A 16,280-nucleotide genomic window follows, 5' to 3' on the forward strand; every position below is an offset into this window, starting at 1 on the left:
TGCATTGAGTCTGGCACACCGCGCCCCCTACGCTGGCCTGACAAGGACAATACTCAAGGATGAGGGGTGTGCAGATGAGCACGTACGCATGGATTGGCCTAGGCAACATGGGCGGACCGATGACCGCGAATCTGGTGGCCGCAGGGCACAGCGTGCGCGGCTACGACCTGGACGAGCAGGCCTGCGCCGCCGCGGCCGACGGCGGGGTCCAGATTGCCGGATCGATTGCCGAGGCCATGGACCAGGCCGACGCCGTGTTCACCATGCTGCCCAAGGGCCAGCACGTGCGCGCGGTGTACGAAGGCGAGGCAGGCATCTGGGCCAACGCCAGCAAGGACATGCTGCTGCTGGATTCCTCCACGGTGGACATCGAAACCTCCCGCTACATCCACGAAGGCTCCGCGCAGCGGGGCCTGCACTTCGTCGACGCCCCGGTCTCCGGCGGCATCTCCGGGGCCGCGGCCGGGACCCTGGCCTTCATGCTCGGCGGGGCACCGGAACTGATGGAGCGGGCCACCGGATTCATCGCCCCGATGAGCGGGAAGACCATCGTCGCCGGGGGCCCCTCCATGGGCATCGCGGCCAAGATCTGCAACAACATGATGCTGTTCATCGACCTGATGGCCAGCGCCGAAGGTTCCCAGCTGGCCGAGGCCCTGGGCCTGGACCCGGAAGTCTTCTGGCAGATTGCCTCGGTCTCCTCGGGCCGGTCCTGGGCGCAGCAGACCTGGTACCCGGTACCGGGCATCATCGATACCGCCGCGGCGAACAACAACTTCGAGGCCACTTTCCGCACCGACTTGGCCCGCAAGGACATCGGGCTGGCCCTGGACGCGGGCGCAAGTACCGGGGTGCAGCTGCCGGCAGCCAGCTTGGCCCGCGAGCACTTCGACGAACTGATCGAGCAGGGGCTGGGGGACAAGGACTGCTCGCTGATCGTGAAGAACTTGTTGCCAGATGGTGCCGTGCGCGGGTGGAACCCGGAGACGGCCGAGACCAGCACGGCAGCTGCGGGCTGATCATGCGCCGGATCCATGCCGCGGTGCTTGAGCGCCGGGAGAACCAGCGCCCCTATGCCCAGCATCGGCCGCTGGCGATGCGCCAGCTGCAGCTCGAAGAGCCCGGGCCCGGCGAAGTGCTGGTGCGCATCACCGCGGCCGGACTGTGCCATTCGGACTTGTCGGTGATCGACGGGAACCGGCCGCGTCCGCTGCCGATGGTGCTGGGCCATGAGTCAGCAGGCATCGTCGAGCAGGTGGGTGATGGGGTGGATCTGGACATCGGCCAGCAGGTGATCTCGGTCTTCCTGCCGCGCTGCGAGAAATGCGAAGCCTGCGCCAAGGGCGGCAAGCTGCCGTGCAGCGCCGGCACCGCGTCCAACGGAGCCGGGACCCTGCTGACCGGCGCTCGCCGGTTGGCCCTCGAGGGCCAGCCGGTCCATCACCACCTCGGCGTTTCGGCCTTTGCCGACTATGCGGTAATGGATGCGCGCAGCCTCATCCCGGTGGGCGCGGATGTTCCAGCTGAAGTGGCCGCGGTGCTGGGCTGCGCGGTGCTCACCGGCGGCGGTGCACTGCGCAATGCCGCCGGGGCAACCGGTGCCCAGGACGTAGCCATCGTCGGCCTGGGCGGGGTAGGCATGGCCGCCTTGCTGGTGGCCGCGGGGCAAAGGAGCACCGGCAGGATCCTGGCCGTTGACGCCAATGAGGACAAGCTGGCCACCGCGCTGGCATTGGGCGCCGATGAAGCCTTCACGCCGCAGGCCCTGGGGCAGCGCACCGCCGAAATCGTGATCGAGGCCGCGGGGCATCCGCGTGCCTTCGAAACCGCCTTGCAGGCCACCGGCGTGGGCGGAACCCTGGTGACCGTGGGGCTTCCGGCTCCGGGCGCGATGAGCAGCATCGAGCCCCTGGGCCTGACCGCAGGAGCACGCACGATCATCGGCAGCTACATGGGTTCTGCCCTGCCGAAGAAGGATATTCCCTACTACGAGCAGCTCTGGCGCTCCGGCAAGCTCCCTGTGGAGAAACTCGTGGAAACCAGGCCGCTGGCCGAGGTCAACGACGCCCTGGATGCACTAGCCGAGGGACGGTCGGTGCGCCAAGTTCTGCTGCCCTGAAATCAGGGCAGAAGGCCAGTAGGATTGGTGGGTGACTGATTCCACTGCGGGGCCCCGTGCCCTGGCAACGCTGACTGACATCCGGGTATTCGATTACCTTTGCCAAGCCCCGGCGACCCGTACCCAGATCGCTGCGGATCTGGGGATCTCCAAGCCCACCGCATCGCAGGCGATCTCGCGCCTGCAGGAGAACGGCCTGGCCTCGGCCATCGAGCGGGACAACGAGCCCAAGCGCGGCCGCGTTCCCGAGCACTATGCGCTGGACAGCGGCTTCGGCCACCTGCTGGCACTGTGCCTGCAGGCAGAATTCCTGCAGGTCCGCGCCACCGACTTGGCCGGAAAGACGCTGGTGGACCGCTTCTACCCGCTGACGGCGCAAACCACCGCCGCGCAGGTAGAGCAAATGGGAGCCCGCGAGATCTCCCGCGTGGCCGCTGAGCTCGGCTCCCCATTGCTGGCCGGGGCCGTGAGCCAGTCAGCCCCGGTGCAACGCGATGGCGGGCTGCGAGTCCTGGCCACCCCGATTTTCCCTTCCTCCGGGGCCAACCTTGCCGGCCAGTTCGCCGGCGGGGTTCCGGTGCTGCTGGATAACGACGTGAATTGGATGGCCCTGGCCGAAGCCGGGGAGCTGGCCGGTTCCTTGATGATGATCTACATCGGTTCCGGCCTGGGCGCAGGCCTGGTCATCGACGGTGCGCTGCACCGCGGCAAGCACGGCACCGCCGGCGAGCTGGAGACCCAGCTGGTAGGCACCGCGAACCTGCGCGATGCGCTCGGCGAGGCCGGGATGTTCCAGACCCGCGTGCTCTGGGAAAAACTGGCCGATGAACGGAACTGGCCAGCCTTCCTGTCCCCGTTCGGCCGTGTCCTGGCCAATCTGATCGGCTTCGTCGATCCGCAGCGAGTGGTGGCCATCGGCCCGGGGCTCACGCCTCAATTGTGCGCGGCGCTGGAAAGCGAACTGAACAGCTTGCTGCCCAAACCGGTTCATGTTCAGCTTTCCACCTTGGGAACCGAGGCCGCGGCACGCGGCGCTTTGGCCGGCGCCCGGGAGCTGGCCTTGGCCAACTTATGGGAAAACTACCGGGTACGTTGACCAAAGTGATCCAAGCTATATATTGTAAAGAGTCCTTAAAATTTTATTTGCTTCACCGGGGAGACCACTGATGGCACCATCTGACGCATCGGCATCCACGTCGCAGTTCGCTGCCATCGGGCTTGATCTGGGCGGCTCGTCGATCAAGTACGGATTGGTTGGAACCGACGGCAAGCTTGTTGAGAGCACCTTCAGCAAGGCAGCTACCCCTGAGGGCGCGCATCCGGATGCTGTCGCCCAGGTGATGGCGGGCATCGTTGCCGACCTGCAGGAGCTCACCGGCGACGAGCTGGCAGGAATCCCCGCTGGCGTCACCGTGCCTGGCATCGTCATCGACGGCGTCGTGCACTCGGCGGCCAATATCGACAAGGCCTGGATCGGCTTGGATGCCACCGCCAGCTTCAGCGCGCTCCTGGGCCGCGACGTCTTTGTGCTCAACGACGCGGATGCCGCCGGCGTGGCCGAGATCTACGCGGGTGCCGGAGCCGAACGTGGCAAGCCGGTCAAGGGCAGCACCTTGCTGCTGACCCTGGGCACGGGCATCGGCTCGGCCTTCTTCCGCGACGGCGTGCTCTTCCCGAATGTCGAATTCGGCCACCTCGAAATCGACGGATTCAATGCCGAGAGCAAGGCCGCCGCGCGAGTCATGCACGAGGAAAACCTCAGCTGGGAGCAGTACATCGCCCGCCTGCAACGCTACCTGTCCCACGTGGAATTCCTGTGCAGCCCGGATTTGATCATCATCGGCGGAGCGATCTCGGAAGACCATGAAAAGTTCCTGCCGCAGCTGGAACTGCGAGCCAGGATCGTGCCTGCCCAATTCAACAACGCCGCCGGGGTACTGGGCGCTGCGCATCGCGCGCTGAAACCCGGCAACTAGGAACCTATGCATACGATTGACCCGAAGGCCCAGATCAAGCTCGTCGCCGTCGACATGGACGGCACTTTCCTGGACGGCGAAGGCAAGATCCCCGAGGCATCGTGGGCTGTGATCGACAAGCTCCAGGCCCGCGGCATCAAGTTCGTGCCAGCTTCCGGGCGCCAGTTCGCGACCCTGCGCGAGCAGTTCGCCCCCTTGGGGGAGATCGCGATCATTGCCGAGAACGGAACCGTCGTGATGCACGGCGAGAATGAGATCTACTCCAACATCATCGATCCGCCATCGGTAGCCGCCGTGATCCAGGCCGTGCGCGGGCAAGCCGCGCTGGACGCCGGATTGGTGCTGTGCGGACGCCGCACCGCCTATGTGGAGCGCGCCGATGAACGGTTTGCCAACGCCGTGGCCCCGTACTACCGCGCCGTGCAGGTGGTTGACGACCTGGCCCAGGTCGAGGACGAGATCATCAAGATGGCCGTCAACGTCGGCACCGGCGCCGTGCAGGAAATGGCGGCAGCGCTGCAGGTGCCGCTGCAGGTGGTGATCTCCGGCAGCCACTGGGTGGATGCCATGAACCACGGCGTGCACAAGGGACTGGCCCTGGCAGCCTTGCAGGACAAGCTGGGAATCAGCGCGGATGAAACGGCAGTTTTCGGCGACTACCCCAATGACCTGGAAATGATCAAGGCCGCCACCTACTCCTTCGCCATGGCCAATGCGCATCCGGTGGTGGCAGAAGCCGCGAACTTCACCGCGCCTTCCAACCTCGAGCACGGTGTGCTGCAGGTGCTCGGCGCCTACCTCGATGGGCGTACCCGGCTCTAGCCAAACCGGCAAGAACATTCCGAAGGCCCGGGCGGAAGGAGTGTTCCTCCACCCGGGCCTTGGCATGCCGCCGGCGGCGCGATCGACTTGGGAACCGGAGTCCGCTACCTGGCCAGGTAATGCCCCAGGCCCGCCAGCGCGGCGCGAACCCCTGTTGCCAGGGAAAGCTCGTAATCAGGCAGGAAATACGGCGAGTGGTTCACCGGTGGCGCCTCGTCACGGGGCAGGAACCCGCCGAAGAACCAGTAGACGTACGGCACCGAAATCTCATCTCCCAGAGCCCCGAAATCCTCGGATCCCATGGCAGCGGGCAGGTCGACAACTTTGCCTTCCCCGAGTTCCCGGCTCAAAGCCTCCTTGACCTGCTCGGTGTGGCCCGGATCATTGTGCAGCTTGGGGAAGGAATTCAGCGTTTCGATCTCAGGTGCCGGAGCATTCGACGCGGCGGCTTCGGCGCTCACTATGCGTGAGACCCCATCCAGGATTTGGGTGCGGGTCTGCTCATCGAAGGTCCTGATGTTCAAGGTGAATTCGGCGCGATCCGGGATGATGTTCTCCTTCAACCCGGCGTGGAAAGAGCCGCAGGTGAGCACCGCAGGAGTCTGAGGGTGCAATTCCCGCGAAACCAGGCTCTGCAGGCGCGTGATCGTGTGCGCGCCCTGGACGATCGGGTCGATGGAGTCCTGCGGCTGTGAGCCGTGGGACTGCTTGCCGTGCAGCGTCACCTTCAGCGAATCAGCCATTGCCATGGCGGGGCCGCTGGTCAGGCCCACCGAGCCCGCGGCGAAAGGAAAGACATGCTGGCCGAGGATGACCGAGGGTACCGGGGCCTTGTCCCACAATCCGTCTTCGAGCATGGCCCTGGCACCAGCGCTGGTTTCCTCGCCGGGCTGGAAAATCCACACGATGGTTCCGTTCCACGCCCCCGTCTGCTCGGCGAGCCGGGCAGCGGCGGTCAGCGCCGCGGTGACATGGGTGTCGTGACCGCATCCGTGCATGACCGGGACGTCAGTGCCATCGGCCAGCTGTCCGCGAGCTTCCGAAGCATAACTGGCTCCGGTATCTTCCGCGATGGGCAGGCCATCGGTATCGGCGCGGAAGCCTACCACAGGCCCCTCGCCATTGCGTTGGATGCCGACGACGCCGGTACCGCCGCAGACGAAGTTCTCGATTCCCATGGTGTCGAGTTGCTTGCCGATATAAGCGGCGGTCGCGCGTTCCTGCATTGACAGTTCGGGATTGGCATGCAGGTGGCGATACATTTCGTGCATGAGCTCGGCTTGCTCGCCAGTCAGGACGGTTTGCAATGCGCCAGCGGGTTGGGTATTCAAAGTGACTCCTTTAGTCAGCAACGGGCATGTGGACTGCTTTGCGATCGCGCACGATCCACGAAACGATGATGGAGAAGAGCACAACCAGGGCTGTGCCGAACAGGGCCAAGGATGGAACCAGCGGGATGACCACGAAATACATGGTCAGCGACAGCACGATGGCAACTATGGTCGGGCGAACCTGCTTCATGGCGACGATGGCCTGGACAAGTACCGCTCCCATCAGGGAGGGCAAGATGTAGATTCGGGCTACCTCGATCATGTCGTTTGGAATGATCGAGACCAGCCAGGACCCGAAGATCCCCACGAAGACCAGCAGGCTGGTCAGGTGGACGGTGGCCGCGCCGCCGATGGCCATCACCGAGGCCAGATCGCCGCGCCTGGTGCCGGGCTTGGCATTGATCGCGGACTGGGCCACGATGGCGGCAGGCAGCAGCTTGTTGGAGATATTGCCGATCATGAAGGCCTGGTACATAGCTGCCGAACCCAGGATCGGGAAATAAGTCAGTGGTTCGACAAACCAGAAAATTCCGAAGGTGGCCGCAACGGCGGCGAAGGCGACCCAGATCATCGAAGGGCTGATGTCGAGGTCCGTGAAGAATACGAGGTAGATCGGGCCGAGCAGCGAGAGGATCAAGCCGGCTGTCATGGTCAGTGAACCGTAGCGTGTGGTCTGCTGCTCGAAGCGGGCCATCGAGGCGTCCGCAGTGGTCATTGCTGGTGAGCTCATGGGTTCTGTCCTTTCTAATTCGCTATGCGGTGTGCATCAGGTAGCCGGCGGTGATCGAGATCAGGATCGCGAATCCCAAGGCCCATTCCTTGAGCCATTTGGCTTGGAGCACTTTGGCCAAGAAGAGGAACAAAGCCATGGAGGCTGCCGAGATCAGCACCAGCGTCATGTGGATGCTGGACTTGGGAATTTCGGCGATGGTCAGCATGCTGAACGCTCCGAGCAGGGCTGCGGTGGGGATCAGGGCCATGGCCGCTGGGTTGCGCTTGGCCAAGGACTTGCCGCCGCGTTTCAAGACCGGGGTCAGCAGCAAGGTGCAGAGCATCCACATGCCTCCCGATAGGCTCATGGCCATGAAGGCCACGGCGAAAACTTGTTGGGTGTAGGTATCCCCGCCGAGCATCGAGCCCATGGATTGGGCTGCCAAGTTGGCGCTGGCCGTTTCCGTGGAGGCCGAGCCGATCAGCCCGATGCGGACAAGAACGGCTGGCGTTCCGAACAGAGCCAGTAATGCGATGGCGACCAGCACCACCGAGAGGGATGGCCCGATCGAGGCGACGGCACCGGCACGGAAGGCTTCCTTGACTTCGCGGACGGGCATATCGACATGGGGTGCTGCGGCCTTGGCAGCACGGACATAGAGAATGGTCTGGACGAAGATCACGGCGAAGACGCCCAGAGCGCAGAACCACAGGAAAGGGCTGTTGGCGACGGCCCAGATGTCAGTTGAAACTGGATCGCCGGCTGCAAGGGGGAAATGCATCGGAACTCCTTCGATATTCACCAGCATGATGTGATGCCGGTCTCATTGAATTCAAGGTTCCTCCTATTGGAGGCCTTCGGCAAGGAATGTCGGAATTAGCCATATTTATGGCGAGATCCCCCAAAATGGCGAGTTTTCTTGAGGAGTATTCCATTTGCGGTCAACGTAGACGGAAGATTGTGACACATATCGCAATGCAGTCATCCTTTAGAAAGGCACGGCCATGAACGAGATCCAGCAATTGAGCGCCACGGAGCTCACGGCAAAGATCCGCAACCGCGAGTTGTCGGCGCGTGAGGCCTTGGAGAGCCATATCCAGGCAATCGATGAAGTTAACGCCCAAATCAACGCCGTGGTCATCACGGATTTCGAACGCGCGCGAATCCTCGCTGCTAAGGCCGATGAAGCCACGGCGGGAAACGAGCCGACTGGAGTGCTCCACGGTCTGCCGATGACGCACAAGGACACGTTCAACACCGCCGGCTTGCTGTCCACCCAGGGGTCGCTGGCATTAAAGGACAACGTCCCAGAGCAGGACGACTTGCAGATCGCCCGACTGGCAGCAGCAGGCGCGATCAGGACGGGGAAGACCAATGTCCCGGAATTCGGAGCCGGATCGCATACCTTCAATGAATTGTTCGGCACCACGACGAATCCCTATGCGGTGGATCGATCGGCAGGAGGCTCCTCAGGCGGCGTAGCCGCCGCGGTCGCCGCTAGGATCCAGCCGCTCGGTGACGGCTCAGACATGGGCGGTTCGCTGCGCATTCCGGCCAGTTTCTGCAATGTCATTGGTTTCCGGCCCTCCTACGGGGTCATCCCGCTGGAGGCGGAATCCAATGCCTACTCCTGGCTGGCCCGTTCGGGACCGATCGCACGCACAGTGGAGGATATCGCGCTGTTCATGCGAGCCAGCGCAGGTGACGACAGGCTTCCGACCCCGAACAAGCTCTCAGCCAGCGATTTCGGCACTCCCGAACCAGAATTGCGCGGAGTCCGCATCGGCTATAGCTTCGATTTCGGGATCGGTGTTCCGATCGAGCGCGAGGTCGTAGAGGTATTGCATCGCCAACTCTCGGTTTTCGAGGCCGCTGGCGCAATTGTCGAAGAGGCGTGCATTGACTTTACCGATGCCGACGAAGTCTTCGGCAACACCAGGGCCTTCGATTTCGCCACTAATCTTGGCGGACTAGTGCGGAGCCACGGCTCGCTGATCAAGCCCGAGGTCCTCTGGAATGTCAAGAAGGGGACGGACCTCGACGGAGAAGCCATGATTTCGACGATGGCGGCCCGAACCCGGCTGGAACGAGCAGTTCAGCGCTACTTCTCGCGCTACGATCTGTTCCTCTCCCCGGCAACCCAGGTCTTGCCCTTCGACGCAGCGCAGCGCTGGCCTGAGCAAATCGCTGGAACCCGCGCCGAGACCTATCTGGACTGGATGCGATCTGCCTGCCTGCTCTCGGCCACGAGCCTGCCGGTCATCGCCATGCCAGGAGGCTTCACCGAGTCCGGGCTTCCGGTGGGATGGCAGCTGGCGGCGAATCACTACAAGGACGCCCAGCTGCTCAATTGGGCTGCCGGCTACGAGGAGCAGAACCGCTTCGCGGACGTGATGCCGGTTCTGGCCACTGATCCGCAGTCGGTGGCCGTCAATGCAGTCAAGACCGCCAGCGCCTGATACCGGAATTCTAGAGAGGCAAATATGAACAAGGAACAGCACAGCACCGGACCGCTGTCCGGGTACACCGTCATCGACTTGTCGCGGGCCTTGGCTGGACCGCATGCCACGATGATGCTTGGCGATCTGGGAGCCCGAGTAATCAAGGTGGAAAATATCCAGGGCGGCGATGACACCCGAGGCTGGGGTCCGCCCTTCGTCGGGCCGGAGGAGGACCGCCAATCGACCTATTTCCTCTCGTGCAACCGCAACAAGGAATCCATTGCCCTGGATCTGAAGAGCCCCGACGGAATCCAGACCCTGCGCAGCCTGCTGACGCAGGCCGATGTCCTGGTAGAGAATTTCCGCCCCGGAGTGCTGGACCGGCTCGGCTTCGACGATGCAGCCCTGCAGATGATTAGCGGAAAGCTCGTGACCCTCTCGATTTCCGGCTTCGGCCATGACGGCCCTGAAGCCTGGCGCAGCGGATACGACCAGATTCTGCAGGGCGAGGCCGAGCTGATGTCGCTGACCGGTTCCGGACCGGAGGACCCGCAGAAAGTCGGCGTTCCCATCGGAGACCTGCTGGCCGGGATGTATGGATCCTACGGCGTGCTGGCGGCCCTGCTGGAACGCGAGCGCACGGGCAGAGGCCAGCATGTGCGCACCTCGCTGCTCGCATCGATCATCGGAGTGCATGCCTTTCAGGGCACCCGCAGCACGGTTGCAGGACAGGTTCCGCGCGCCCAGGGCAACCACCATCCATCCATCGCGCCCTATGGACTGTTCCGCAGCGCCGATGGCTTTGTGCAAATTAGCGTGGGCAGCCCGAAGCTCTGGGATTCACTGGTGGCGGCATTCCAGCTGCCAACCGAGGGGTTCGAAACCAATGAGCATCGCGTCGAACGGCGTGACGAGCTCATCGAAGCCATCGAAGAAAAGTTCAAGCGCCACGGTACCAGCCAGCTGCTGGAAATGCTCGGTGAAGCCGGCGTCCCTGCCGGCATCGTCAGAACCCTGGATGAGGTGTACGAATGGGACCAGGTGCGCTCGCAAGGCCTGGCATTGAATGTCCAGCACCCGTTGCTAGGGGAGCTGACTCTCCCAGGCGCGCCGCTGCGGTTCTTCGAGGGCGGCAAGGAAGTCACCCGGACCGGGCACTCCGCTCCGCCACTGCTGAACCATGACGAGCAGCGGATCCGGGAATGGCTCAAGACCCGCGCGCAGCAGGCGGTGCGTTGAGTATGGTGCAGGAGAAAATCGAGCACATCAGTGCACAGCACATGATCGACCAGGTGCTCGATGTGGGCAGCTTCGAGAGCTGGGATGAGCCGGCGGATTATTCTTTTGCCGATGACGCCTACCGGGCCCAGCTGGAAGAAGTCGCGCGCCGTTCCGGGGCCGACGAAGCGGTACTGACCGGATCCGGCACAATCAATGGCCGCAAAGTGGCCGTCGTCCTCTCCGAATTCGGATTCCTGGCCGGATCAATTGGCCAGGGCACCTCCCGCAGGATTGCTTCGGCATTCGAAAAAGCCGCCGCATTGGGACTGCCGGTACTGGCTTCCCCGGCCTCGGGCGGAACCCGGATGCAGGAGGGAACCCCTGCGTTCGTGTCGATGGTGCACATCACGGCCGCGGTTAGGGCGCATTCTGCTGCCGGGTTGCCATACCTGGTGTACCTGCGGCATCCCACCACCGGAGGGGTTATGGCGTCGTGGGGATCCACCGGGCACATCACCATCGCACAGCCCGGTGCCCTGCTGGGATTCCTTGGTCCGCGCGTGTACGAGACCATCTACGGCAAACCCTTCCCGCAGGGAGTGCAAGTCTCCGAGAATCTCCACAAGCACGGGCTGATCGACGCCGTGGTCCCGGTCCATGAGCTGGGCGGGCTGGTCAACCGGGTGCTTGCAATCATCGCCCCGGGAGATCCGATCGACTCGATTGCCGGCTACCCCTTGGCAGATGACCGGAGACTCACCGAATCCCAGGTGTGGGATGCCATACTCGCCACGCGCAAATCCCGACGCCCCTCGGTGCGCCACGTCATCAAGTACGCCGCCAGCGATGCGTTGCAGCTTTCCGGGAGCACCGAAGGGGAAAGCGATCCGCGGATGTACCTGGCGCTCGCGCGCATCGGGGGCCAGCCGGCGGTGGTCATCGGCCAGGACCGGTCGCGGATAGACCACTCCGAAAACCTCGATCCGCTGGGGCCTGCCTTCCTGCGCGAAGCCCGGAGGGGGGCGCTGCTGGCACAGAATCTGGGCATAGCGATGCTCACCGTGATCGACACCGAAGGAGCGGCGCTGAGCCGTGAGGCCGAGGAAGGCGGCATGGCCGGGCAGATTGCCCGCTCGCTGAGCACCTTGGTGGGCATTGGCGTTCCGAGCGTTTCGCTGCTGCTGGGCCAGGGCACCGGAGGCGGCGCACTTGCCTTGCTGCCGGCTGATATCTCCATAGCCGCAGCAAACTCCTGGCTCTCCCCGTTGCCGCCGGAGGGAGCCAGCGCGATCATGTACCGGGACACGGAGCACGCCGCACCGTTGGCTTATGCCCAGAAAACCGATGCATACTCGCTGCGACGTGCGGGGATAGTACAGGTGATCGTCCCCGAGGAGTATGATGTGACCACCGCTCCGAAGCGCTTCTCGCTGGAAGTCGGAGCGGCAGTGTCCACGGCGCTTGCGCAGCTTGCGGCGACAGATGCCGCGCAGCTGCCTGGCCGGCGCGCGCTGAAGTATGCATCGATTGGCCGGCCGAAAACGGCCAACCAGGAGGTGCGGGACGCCGCTGGATGACTAGAACAGAGGAACGGATGATCGAGCTGAGCACGGTGCAACGCCGCATCATTGCCGCCCTCCAAGTGGACGGGCGAGCCACCTGGCGGAAGATAGCTGCCGTGCTTGACCTGCCTGAACGCTCGGTCGCCCGCCATGGCGCGTGGTTGCTGGAGAATGGGCTGGTTACGGTTGCGGCGATCCGCCACCGCGAGCATTCGCTGCTGATCGCGTGCACTTGCGCCCCGGGCACCGGGCGGATTGCCAGTGAATCCTTGTCTTCCCGGCCGGATACCAGCTTTTCCTACCAGGTCACTGGCCGGGAGGATCTCGTCGTGGAAATGCACTACAACGGAGATGTGACCGAAGTGCTCTCCCTGGAACTGCCTGCTACGCCGGGGGTCTCGTCGATTGTCGTGTATCCGGTGTTGAAGTACTTCAAGACGATCCGCGGGTGGCGCCTGGGATCCTTGAAGCCCGCAGAAGAGCTTGCCTTGCAAAAGGACCCGGATGTCACGAGCTGGCGCATCCAGCCGAACCTCAACTCCAAGGACGAGCAGATCATCGATGCTTTGCACGATGACGGCAGAGCCAGCTTCGAGTCGATTGCCCGCCGGGTGGCGATGAGCGAGACCTCTGTTGCGCGGCGGATCGATTGGCTCCTATCCACCGGGCAGATCGCCATTCGCGCCCTGGTTGAGCCCCTGGCCGTGGGGTTGCCGGTCGAGGCATTGCTCTGGGTTTCGACGACGCCATCCCAAGTCGAAAAATTGGGCCAGCGACTCGCCACCCGACCGGAAGTTCGCTATGCAGCGGCCGTGGCCGGGGATTGCCAGTTGGTGGTCGACGTGACGGTGGCCAACCAGGCCGAGCTCTATGACTTCATTTCCCACAGCGCCTGGGGGAACTCGATGCTGCAAGTTAAGGCCTCTCTGGTGGTTAGCGCCCGCAAACGCGGTGGGCGGCTGATCAGTAGCTGAACCAGACCAGGAAACCGCGTCGTGCAGCACCAGAATTCAACTGGAGTCCAACTCGTCTTTGGCCGCTGTTCGCCGCTGGGCCCAGGAAGGTGAACGGCAAGTGAACACTTCCCCGAAAGGCGATAATAATGCGTAATATCGCCTCAACGGTTCGGAACCGCTTCGGAAGTGGCATAGTCTCACGATACCGGGCGGCATGGCTTCGCTCGCGCTGTTAACAACCAGTTAACGCTGCAGGGGTGAAAGGAATACCGGCAACCGTGAGCAAGAGGTTGACCTACGGGACGAACCAGGGAACGGCTACGCCTGAAAGCGCGTGGCGCAAACGCAAGGACGCGTGGGAGCACTTGGGCTATGTGCTCAGCGAGATCTCTTCTGAATACCAGGAGGAAGACCGCCGCACGGAGCACGAACTGGAGGCCGGCCGGTTGCTGGGGCTGCTGGCAGCCATAGAACCGTACTGGGCGAATCCCGGCATCGAATACTTCAACGAGGTTTCCCGGCTCATGTCCGGCGGGCAGTACGAAGATGCCATGAAGCTGGTCTACCAAGCGAACCAGACCTTCAGGACGCTGACCCAGTACATTGACCTTGAAGGCCATGACGAGGCGGAACAGGATCCATCCCAGCTGGGCAACGGTGCACCTGGCAACGCCAGGGTGCAGGCCCCGATGGTGGAAATCCTGCTGGTGGATAATGGCCCGGCGGAGGAGATCGAGCTTTTCAAGGAAGAAATCGCCGAACAGCGCCAGCGCACCGATCCGTTCCACTACAACTTCGTGGTGGTGCCCAGCGTGGAAGACGCCCTGGCCGCGATCCTGATCAACCCCGGCATCCAGTCCGTCGTGCTGACCGCCCGCTTTGATGTGCGCACGCGTCGCCGGCTCTCCTCGACGCTCAAGAATTTCATAGCCCGGCGGATGGAAGGCTACTTCCAATCCACCAGGCAGATCCAGGGCCTGCTGGATCTGGAAAACATCCTCGATGAACTGCGCCCCGAAGTCCCGGTGTACCTGATCGCCGGGGTCGCCCTGGAATCGATTGCCCACGAGATCACCGGGCGTTTCCGCCGGATCTTCTCGCGCAATGACCGGATGGATCTGCACCTGTCGATTGTCTCGGAAGTGCTCGAACGCTACCAGACCCCGTTCTTCAACGCGCTGCAGAAGTACGCCAAGCGGCCTGGCGGGGTTTTCCACGCCATGCCGATTTCCCGTGCAGGTTCGGTGCAGAACTCCCCATGGGCCAGGGACCTGGTGGACTTCTATGGCAAGAACCTGCTGCTGGCCGAAACCTCGGCCACCTCCGGCGGGCTTGATTCCCTCCTGGACCCGCAAAGTTCCATCAAGAAGGCCCACGAGCTGGCGGCCCGGGCTTTTGGCAGCCACCGCACCTACTTCGTCACCAATGGCACGTCGACCGCCAACAAGATCGTGCACCAGTCGATTCTCGCTCCGGGGGACATCGTGCTGGTGGACCGTAACTGCCACAAGTCCCACCACTACTCGCTGGTGCTCGCCGGGGCGAACGTCAGCTACCTGGAGGCCTACCCGCTCAACGAGCATTCGATGTACGGGGCGGTGCCGCTGGAGGAGATCAAGGGACGGCTGCTGCAGCTGCGCCGCGAGGGCCTGCTGCACAAGGTCAAGATGCTGACCTTGACCAACTGCACCTTCGACGGGATCATCTACGACCCGCGCCGGGTGATGGAAGAATGCCTGGCCATCAAGCCGGATTTGGTGTTCCTCTGGGACGAGGCCTGGTTCGCCTTCGCAGGATTCCACCCGGTGTACCGCCAGCGCACCGCCATGACCGTGGCGGCCGTGCTCGAAAAGCAGCTGGAGACCGCGGATTACCACCAGCGCTACGCCGCGCAGCGTGCGGCCCTTCCATCACCGGGCACCGTGGAGCACCCGGAGAATGACCAGGCCTGGCTGGAGACCCGGTTGATTCCGGATCCGGAGCAGGTCCGCTTGCGGGTGTACTCCACGCAGTCCACGCATAAGACCCTGACCTCCTTGCGCCAGGGCTCGATGATCCACATCTACGACCAGGATTTCGCGGTGCGCAACCTCAACGCCTTCCGCGAGGCCTACATGACCCACACCTCCACCTCGCCGAACTACCAGATCCTCGCTTCGCTGGATATCGGCCGCCGTCAGGCGGAGCTGGAAGGCTACGCGCTGGTGCGGCGCCAGGTCGATTTGGCGCAGTCGATTTCGCGGGCCATGGCGCGCAACGAGCTGCTGGGCAAGTATTTCAAGATCCTGCATTCGACGGACCTGATCCCGCAGAAGTACCGCCAGTCCACCACGCAGAACCCGGTGCGCGACGGGCTGGCAGCCTGGGACGAAGCCTGGGCGGAAGACGAGTTCGTGGTCGACCCCTCGCGCCTGACCCTGGACATCAGCCGCACCGGCGTGGACGGGGACACCTTCAAGCACGAATACCTGATGGATGGGCATTCGATCCAGGTCAACAAGACCAGCCGCACCTCGGTGCTGCTGATGACCAATATCGGCACCACCCGTTCGGCCGTGGCGCACCTGATCGAGGTGCTGGTGAAGATCGCCGAGGAACTGGACCGCAAACGCCGGCTGGATGGGAGAGTGCTGGCACTGGGCAAGAAGCCTGCGGCCGAACAGATTCCCTTGCCGGACTTCAGCGCCTTCGCTCCTGAATTCGCAGGAGGCGGTGGAAGCGGGGACATGCGCTCGGCCTACTACCTGACCTACCAGGACCCGGCGACGCATTTCCTGTCCTCCGCGCAGATCCGCACCCAGCTGGTGAACGGAGAACGCGTCGTGTCGGCGGTATTCGTCACCCCGTACCCGCCGGGATTCCCGGTGCTGGTCCCCGGCCAGGTCATTACCCTGTGCATTCTGGATTACATGGACCGGCTCGATACCAGAGAGATCCACGGCTACCACCAGGACCTGGGCTACCAGGTGTTCACCTGCGAAGCCCTGGAACAGGTCGCGGAGCAGCAGCCCTGAGCGGGTTGAGCGGATTGCCTTGAACGCAGCTTGCGGACCCACCCGGCATCCCCGGGTGAGTTCCGGCTTCCGCGGCGAAGAACGCTGCACGCAAGAACAGGTGCCGTCATGAACCGAAAGGCCCTG

General features: G+C 63.5%; 13 protein-coding genes. 10 read left to right on the top strand and 3 right to left on the bottom strand.

The features are described from left to right. The first annotated feature begins 74 nt into the window (after positions 1-74). The 5 genes from mmsB (at position 75) to ACIOTL_RS16580 (ending at position 4,917) form a co-directional block, all read left to right on the top strand. Complete coding sequence (gene mmsB / locus ACIOTL_RS16560) at positions 75-1,019, top strand: 3-hydroxyisobutyrate dehydrogenase (protein WP_388025276.1); 945 nt, start codon at positions 75-77, stop codon at positions 1,017-1,019. Positions 1,020-1,021: 2 nt separating this feature from the next. After that, on the top strand, positions 1,022-2,119 hold the full coding sequence (locus ACIOTL_RS16565) for an alcohol dehydrogenase catalytic domain-containing protein (RefSeq protein ID WP_400343833.1): 1,098 nt from the start codon (positions 1,022-1,024) through the stop codon (positions 2,117-2,119). 31 nt (positions 2,120-2,150) lie between these two features. Continuing rightward, positions 2,151-3,215 (top strand): ROK family transcriptional regulator, encoded by a 1,065-nt coding sequence (locus ACIOTL_RS16570; RefSeq protein WP_105658888.1) that lies wholly within the window; start codon positions 2,151-2,153, stop codon positions 3,213-3,215. 70 nt (positions 3,216-3,285) lie between these two features. Further along, on the top strand, positions 3,286-4,095 hold the full coding sequence (ppgK, locus tag ACIOTL_RS16575; RefSeq protein WP_400343762.1) for a polyphosphate--glucose phosphotransferase: 810 nt from the start codon (positions 3,286-3,288) through the stop codon (positions 4,093-4,095). A 6-nt stretch (positions 4,096-4,101) separates the two neighbouring features. After that, on the top strand, positions 4,102-4,917 hold the full coding sequence (locus ACIOTL_RS16580) for a Cof-type HAD-IIB family hydrolase (protein ID WP_105658886.1): 816 nt from the start codon (positions 4,102-4,104) through the stop codon (positions 4,915-4,917). Between the two features lie 104 nt (positions 4,918-5,021). Here the strand turns inward: ACIOTL_RS16580 and ACIOTL_RS16585 are convergent, their stop codons facing one another. From ACIOTL_RS16585 to ACIOTL_RS16595, 3 genes are all read right to left on the bottom strand, one after another. Further along, on the bottom strand, positions 5,022-6,188 hold the full coding sequence (locus ACIOTL_RS16585) for an amidohydrolase (RefSeq protein WP_105658906.1): 1,167 nt from the start codon (positions 6,186-6,188) through the stop codon (positions 5,022-5,024). A 70-nt stretch (positions 6,189-6,258) separates the two neighbouring features. Continuing rightward, positions 6,259-6,978 carry a hypothetical protein gene (locus ACIOTL_RS16590; RefSeq protein WP_400343765.1) on the bottom strand — a complete coding sequence of 240 codons (720 nt, stop codon included), beginning with the start codon at positions 6,976-6,978 and terminating at the stop codon, positions 6,259-6,261. Between the two features lie 22 nt (positions 6,979-7,000). Continuing rightward, positions 7,001-7,741, bottom strand: a complete 741-nt coding sequence (locus tag ACIOTL_RS16595) for a DUF5058 family protein (protein ID WP_105658905.1) — start codon at positions 7,739-7,741, stop codon at positions 7,001-7,003. Between the two features lie 223 nt (positions 7,742-7,964). Between ACIOTL_RS16595 and ACIOTL_RS16600 the strand changes: the two genes are divergently transcribed. From ACIOTL_RS16600 to ACIOTL_RS16620, 5 genes are all read left to right on the top strand, one after another. Then, complete coding sequence (locus tag ACIOTL_RS16600) at positions 7,965-9,419, top strand: amidase (RefSeq protein WP_105658884.1); 1,455 nt, start codon at positions 7,965-7,967, stop codon at positions 9,417-9,419. Between the two features lie 24 nt (positions 9,420-9,443). Next, positions 9,444-10,640, top strand: coding sequence for a CaiB/BaiF CoA transferase family protein (locus ACIOTL_RS16605; protein WP_400343768.1), 1,197 nt, complete (start codon positions 9,444-9,446; stop codon positions 10,638-10,640). Between the two features lie 2 nt (positions 10,641-10,642). Then, positions 10,643-12,199 (top strand): carboxyl transferase domain-containing protein, encoded by a 1,557-nt coding sequence (locus tag ACIOTL_RS16610; protein ID WP_400343771.1) that lies wholly within the window; start codon positions 10,643-10,645, stop codon positions 12,197-12,199. After that, on the top strand, positions 12,196-13,158 hold the full coding sequence (locus ACIOTL_RS16615) for an Lrp/AsnC family transcriptional regulator (RefSeq protein ID WP_286134385.1): 963 nt from the start codon (positions 12,196-12,198) through the stop codon (positions 13,156-13,158). The genes ACIOTL_RS16610 and ACIOTL_RS16615 overlap by 4 nt, the downstream gene beginning before the upstream one ends. A 260-nt stretch (positions 13,159-13,418) precedes the next feature. After that, positions 13,419-16,154 (top strand): aminotransferase class I/II-fold pyridoxal phosphate-dependent enzyme, encoded by a 2,736-nt coding sequence (locus ACIOTL_RS16620; protein ID WP_400343774.1) that lies wholly within the window; start codon positions 13,419-13,421, stop codon positions 16,152-16,154. Positions 16,155-16,280: the final 126 nt, after the last annotated feature.

The organism is Glutamicibacter sp. NPDC087673 (genome assembly GCF_044743255.1).
GTDB lineage: Bacteria > Actinomycetota > Actinomycetes > Actinomycetales > Micrococcaceae > Glutamicibacter.

Excerpts from the sequence above, each read along its gene's own strand:
- mmsB (WP_388025276.1), top strand. The coding sequence starts at position 75 with ATGAGCACGTACGCATGGATTGGCCTAGGCAACATGGGCGGACCGATG.
- ACIOTL_RS16565 (WP_400343833.1), top strand. The coding sequence starts at position 1,022 with ATGCGCCGGATCCATGCCGCGGTGCTTGAGCGCCGGGAGAACCAGCGC.
- ppgK (WP_400343762.1), top strand. The coding sequence starts at position 3,286 with ATGGCACCATCTGACGCATCGGCATCCACGTCGCAGTTCGCTGCCATC.
- ACIOTL_RS16580 (WP_105658886.1), top strand. The coding sequence starts at position 4,102 with ATGCATACGATTGACCCGAAGGCCCAGATCAAGCTCGTCGCCGTCGAC.
- ACIOTL_RS16585 (WP_105658906.1), bottom strand. The coding sequence starts at position 6,188 with ATGCACGAAATGTATCGCCACCTGCATGCCAATCCCGAACTGTCAATG.
- ACIOTL_RS16590 (WP_400343765.1), bottom strand. The coding sequence starts at position 6,978 with ATGAGCTCACCAGCAATGACCACTGCGGACGCCTCGATGGCCCGCTTC.
- ACIOTL_RS16595 (WP_105658905.1), bottom strand. The coding sequence starts at position 7,741 with ATGCATTTCCCCCTTGCAGCCGGCGATCCAGTTTCAACTGACATCTGG.
- ACIOTL_RS16600 (WP_105658884.1), top strand. The coding sequence starts at position 7,965 with ATGAACGAGATCCAGCAATTGAGCGCCACGGAGCTCACGGCAAAGATC.
- ACIOTL_RS16605 (WP_400343768.1), top strand. The coding sequence starts at position 9,444 with ATGAACAAGGAACAGCACAGCACCGGACCGCTGTCCGGGTACACCGTC.
- ACIOTL_RS16610 (WP_400343771.1), top strand. The coding sequence starts at position 10,643 with ATGGTGCAGGAGAAAATCGAGCACATCAGTGCACAGCACATGATCGAC.
- ACIOTL_RS16615 (WP_286134385.1), top strand. The coding sequence starts at position 12,196 with ATGACTAGAACAGAGGAACGGATGATCGAGCTGAGCACGGTGCAACGC.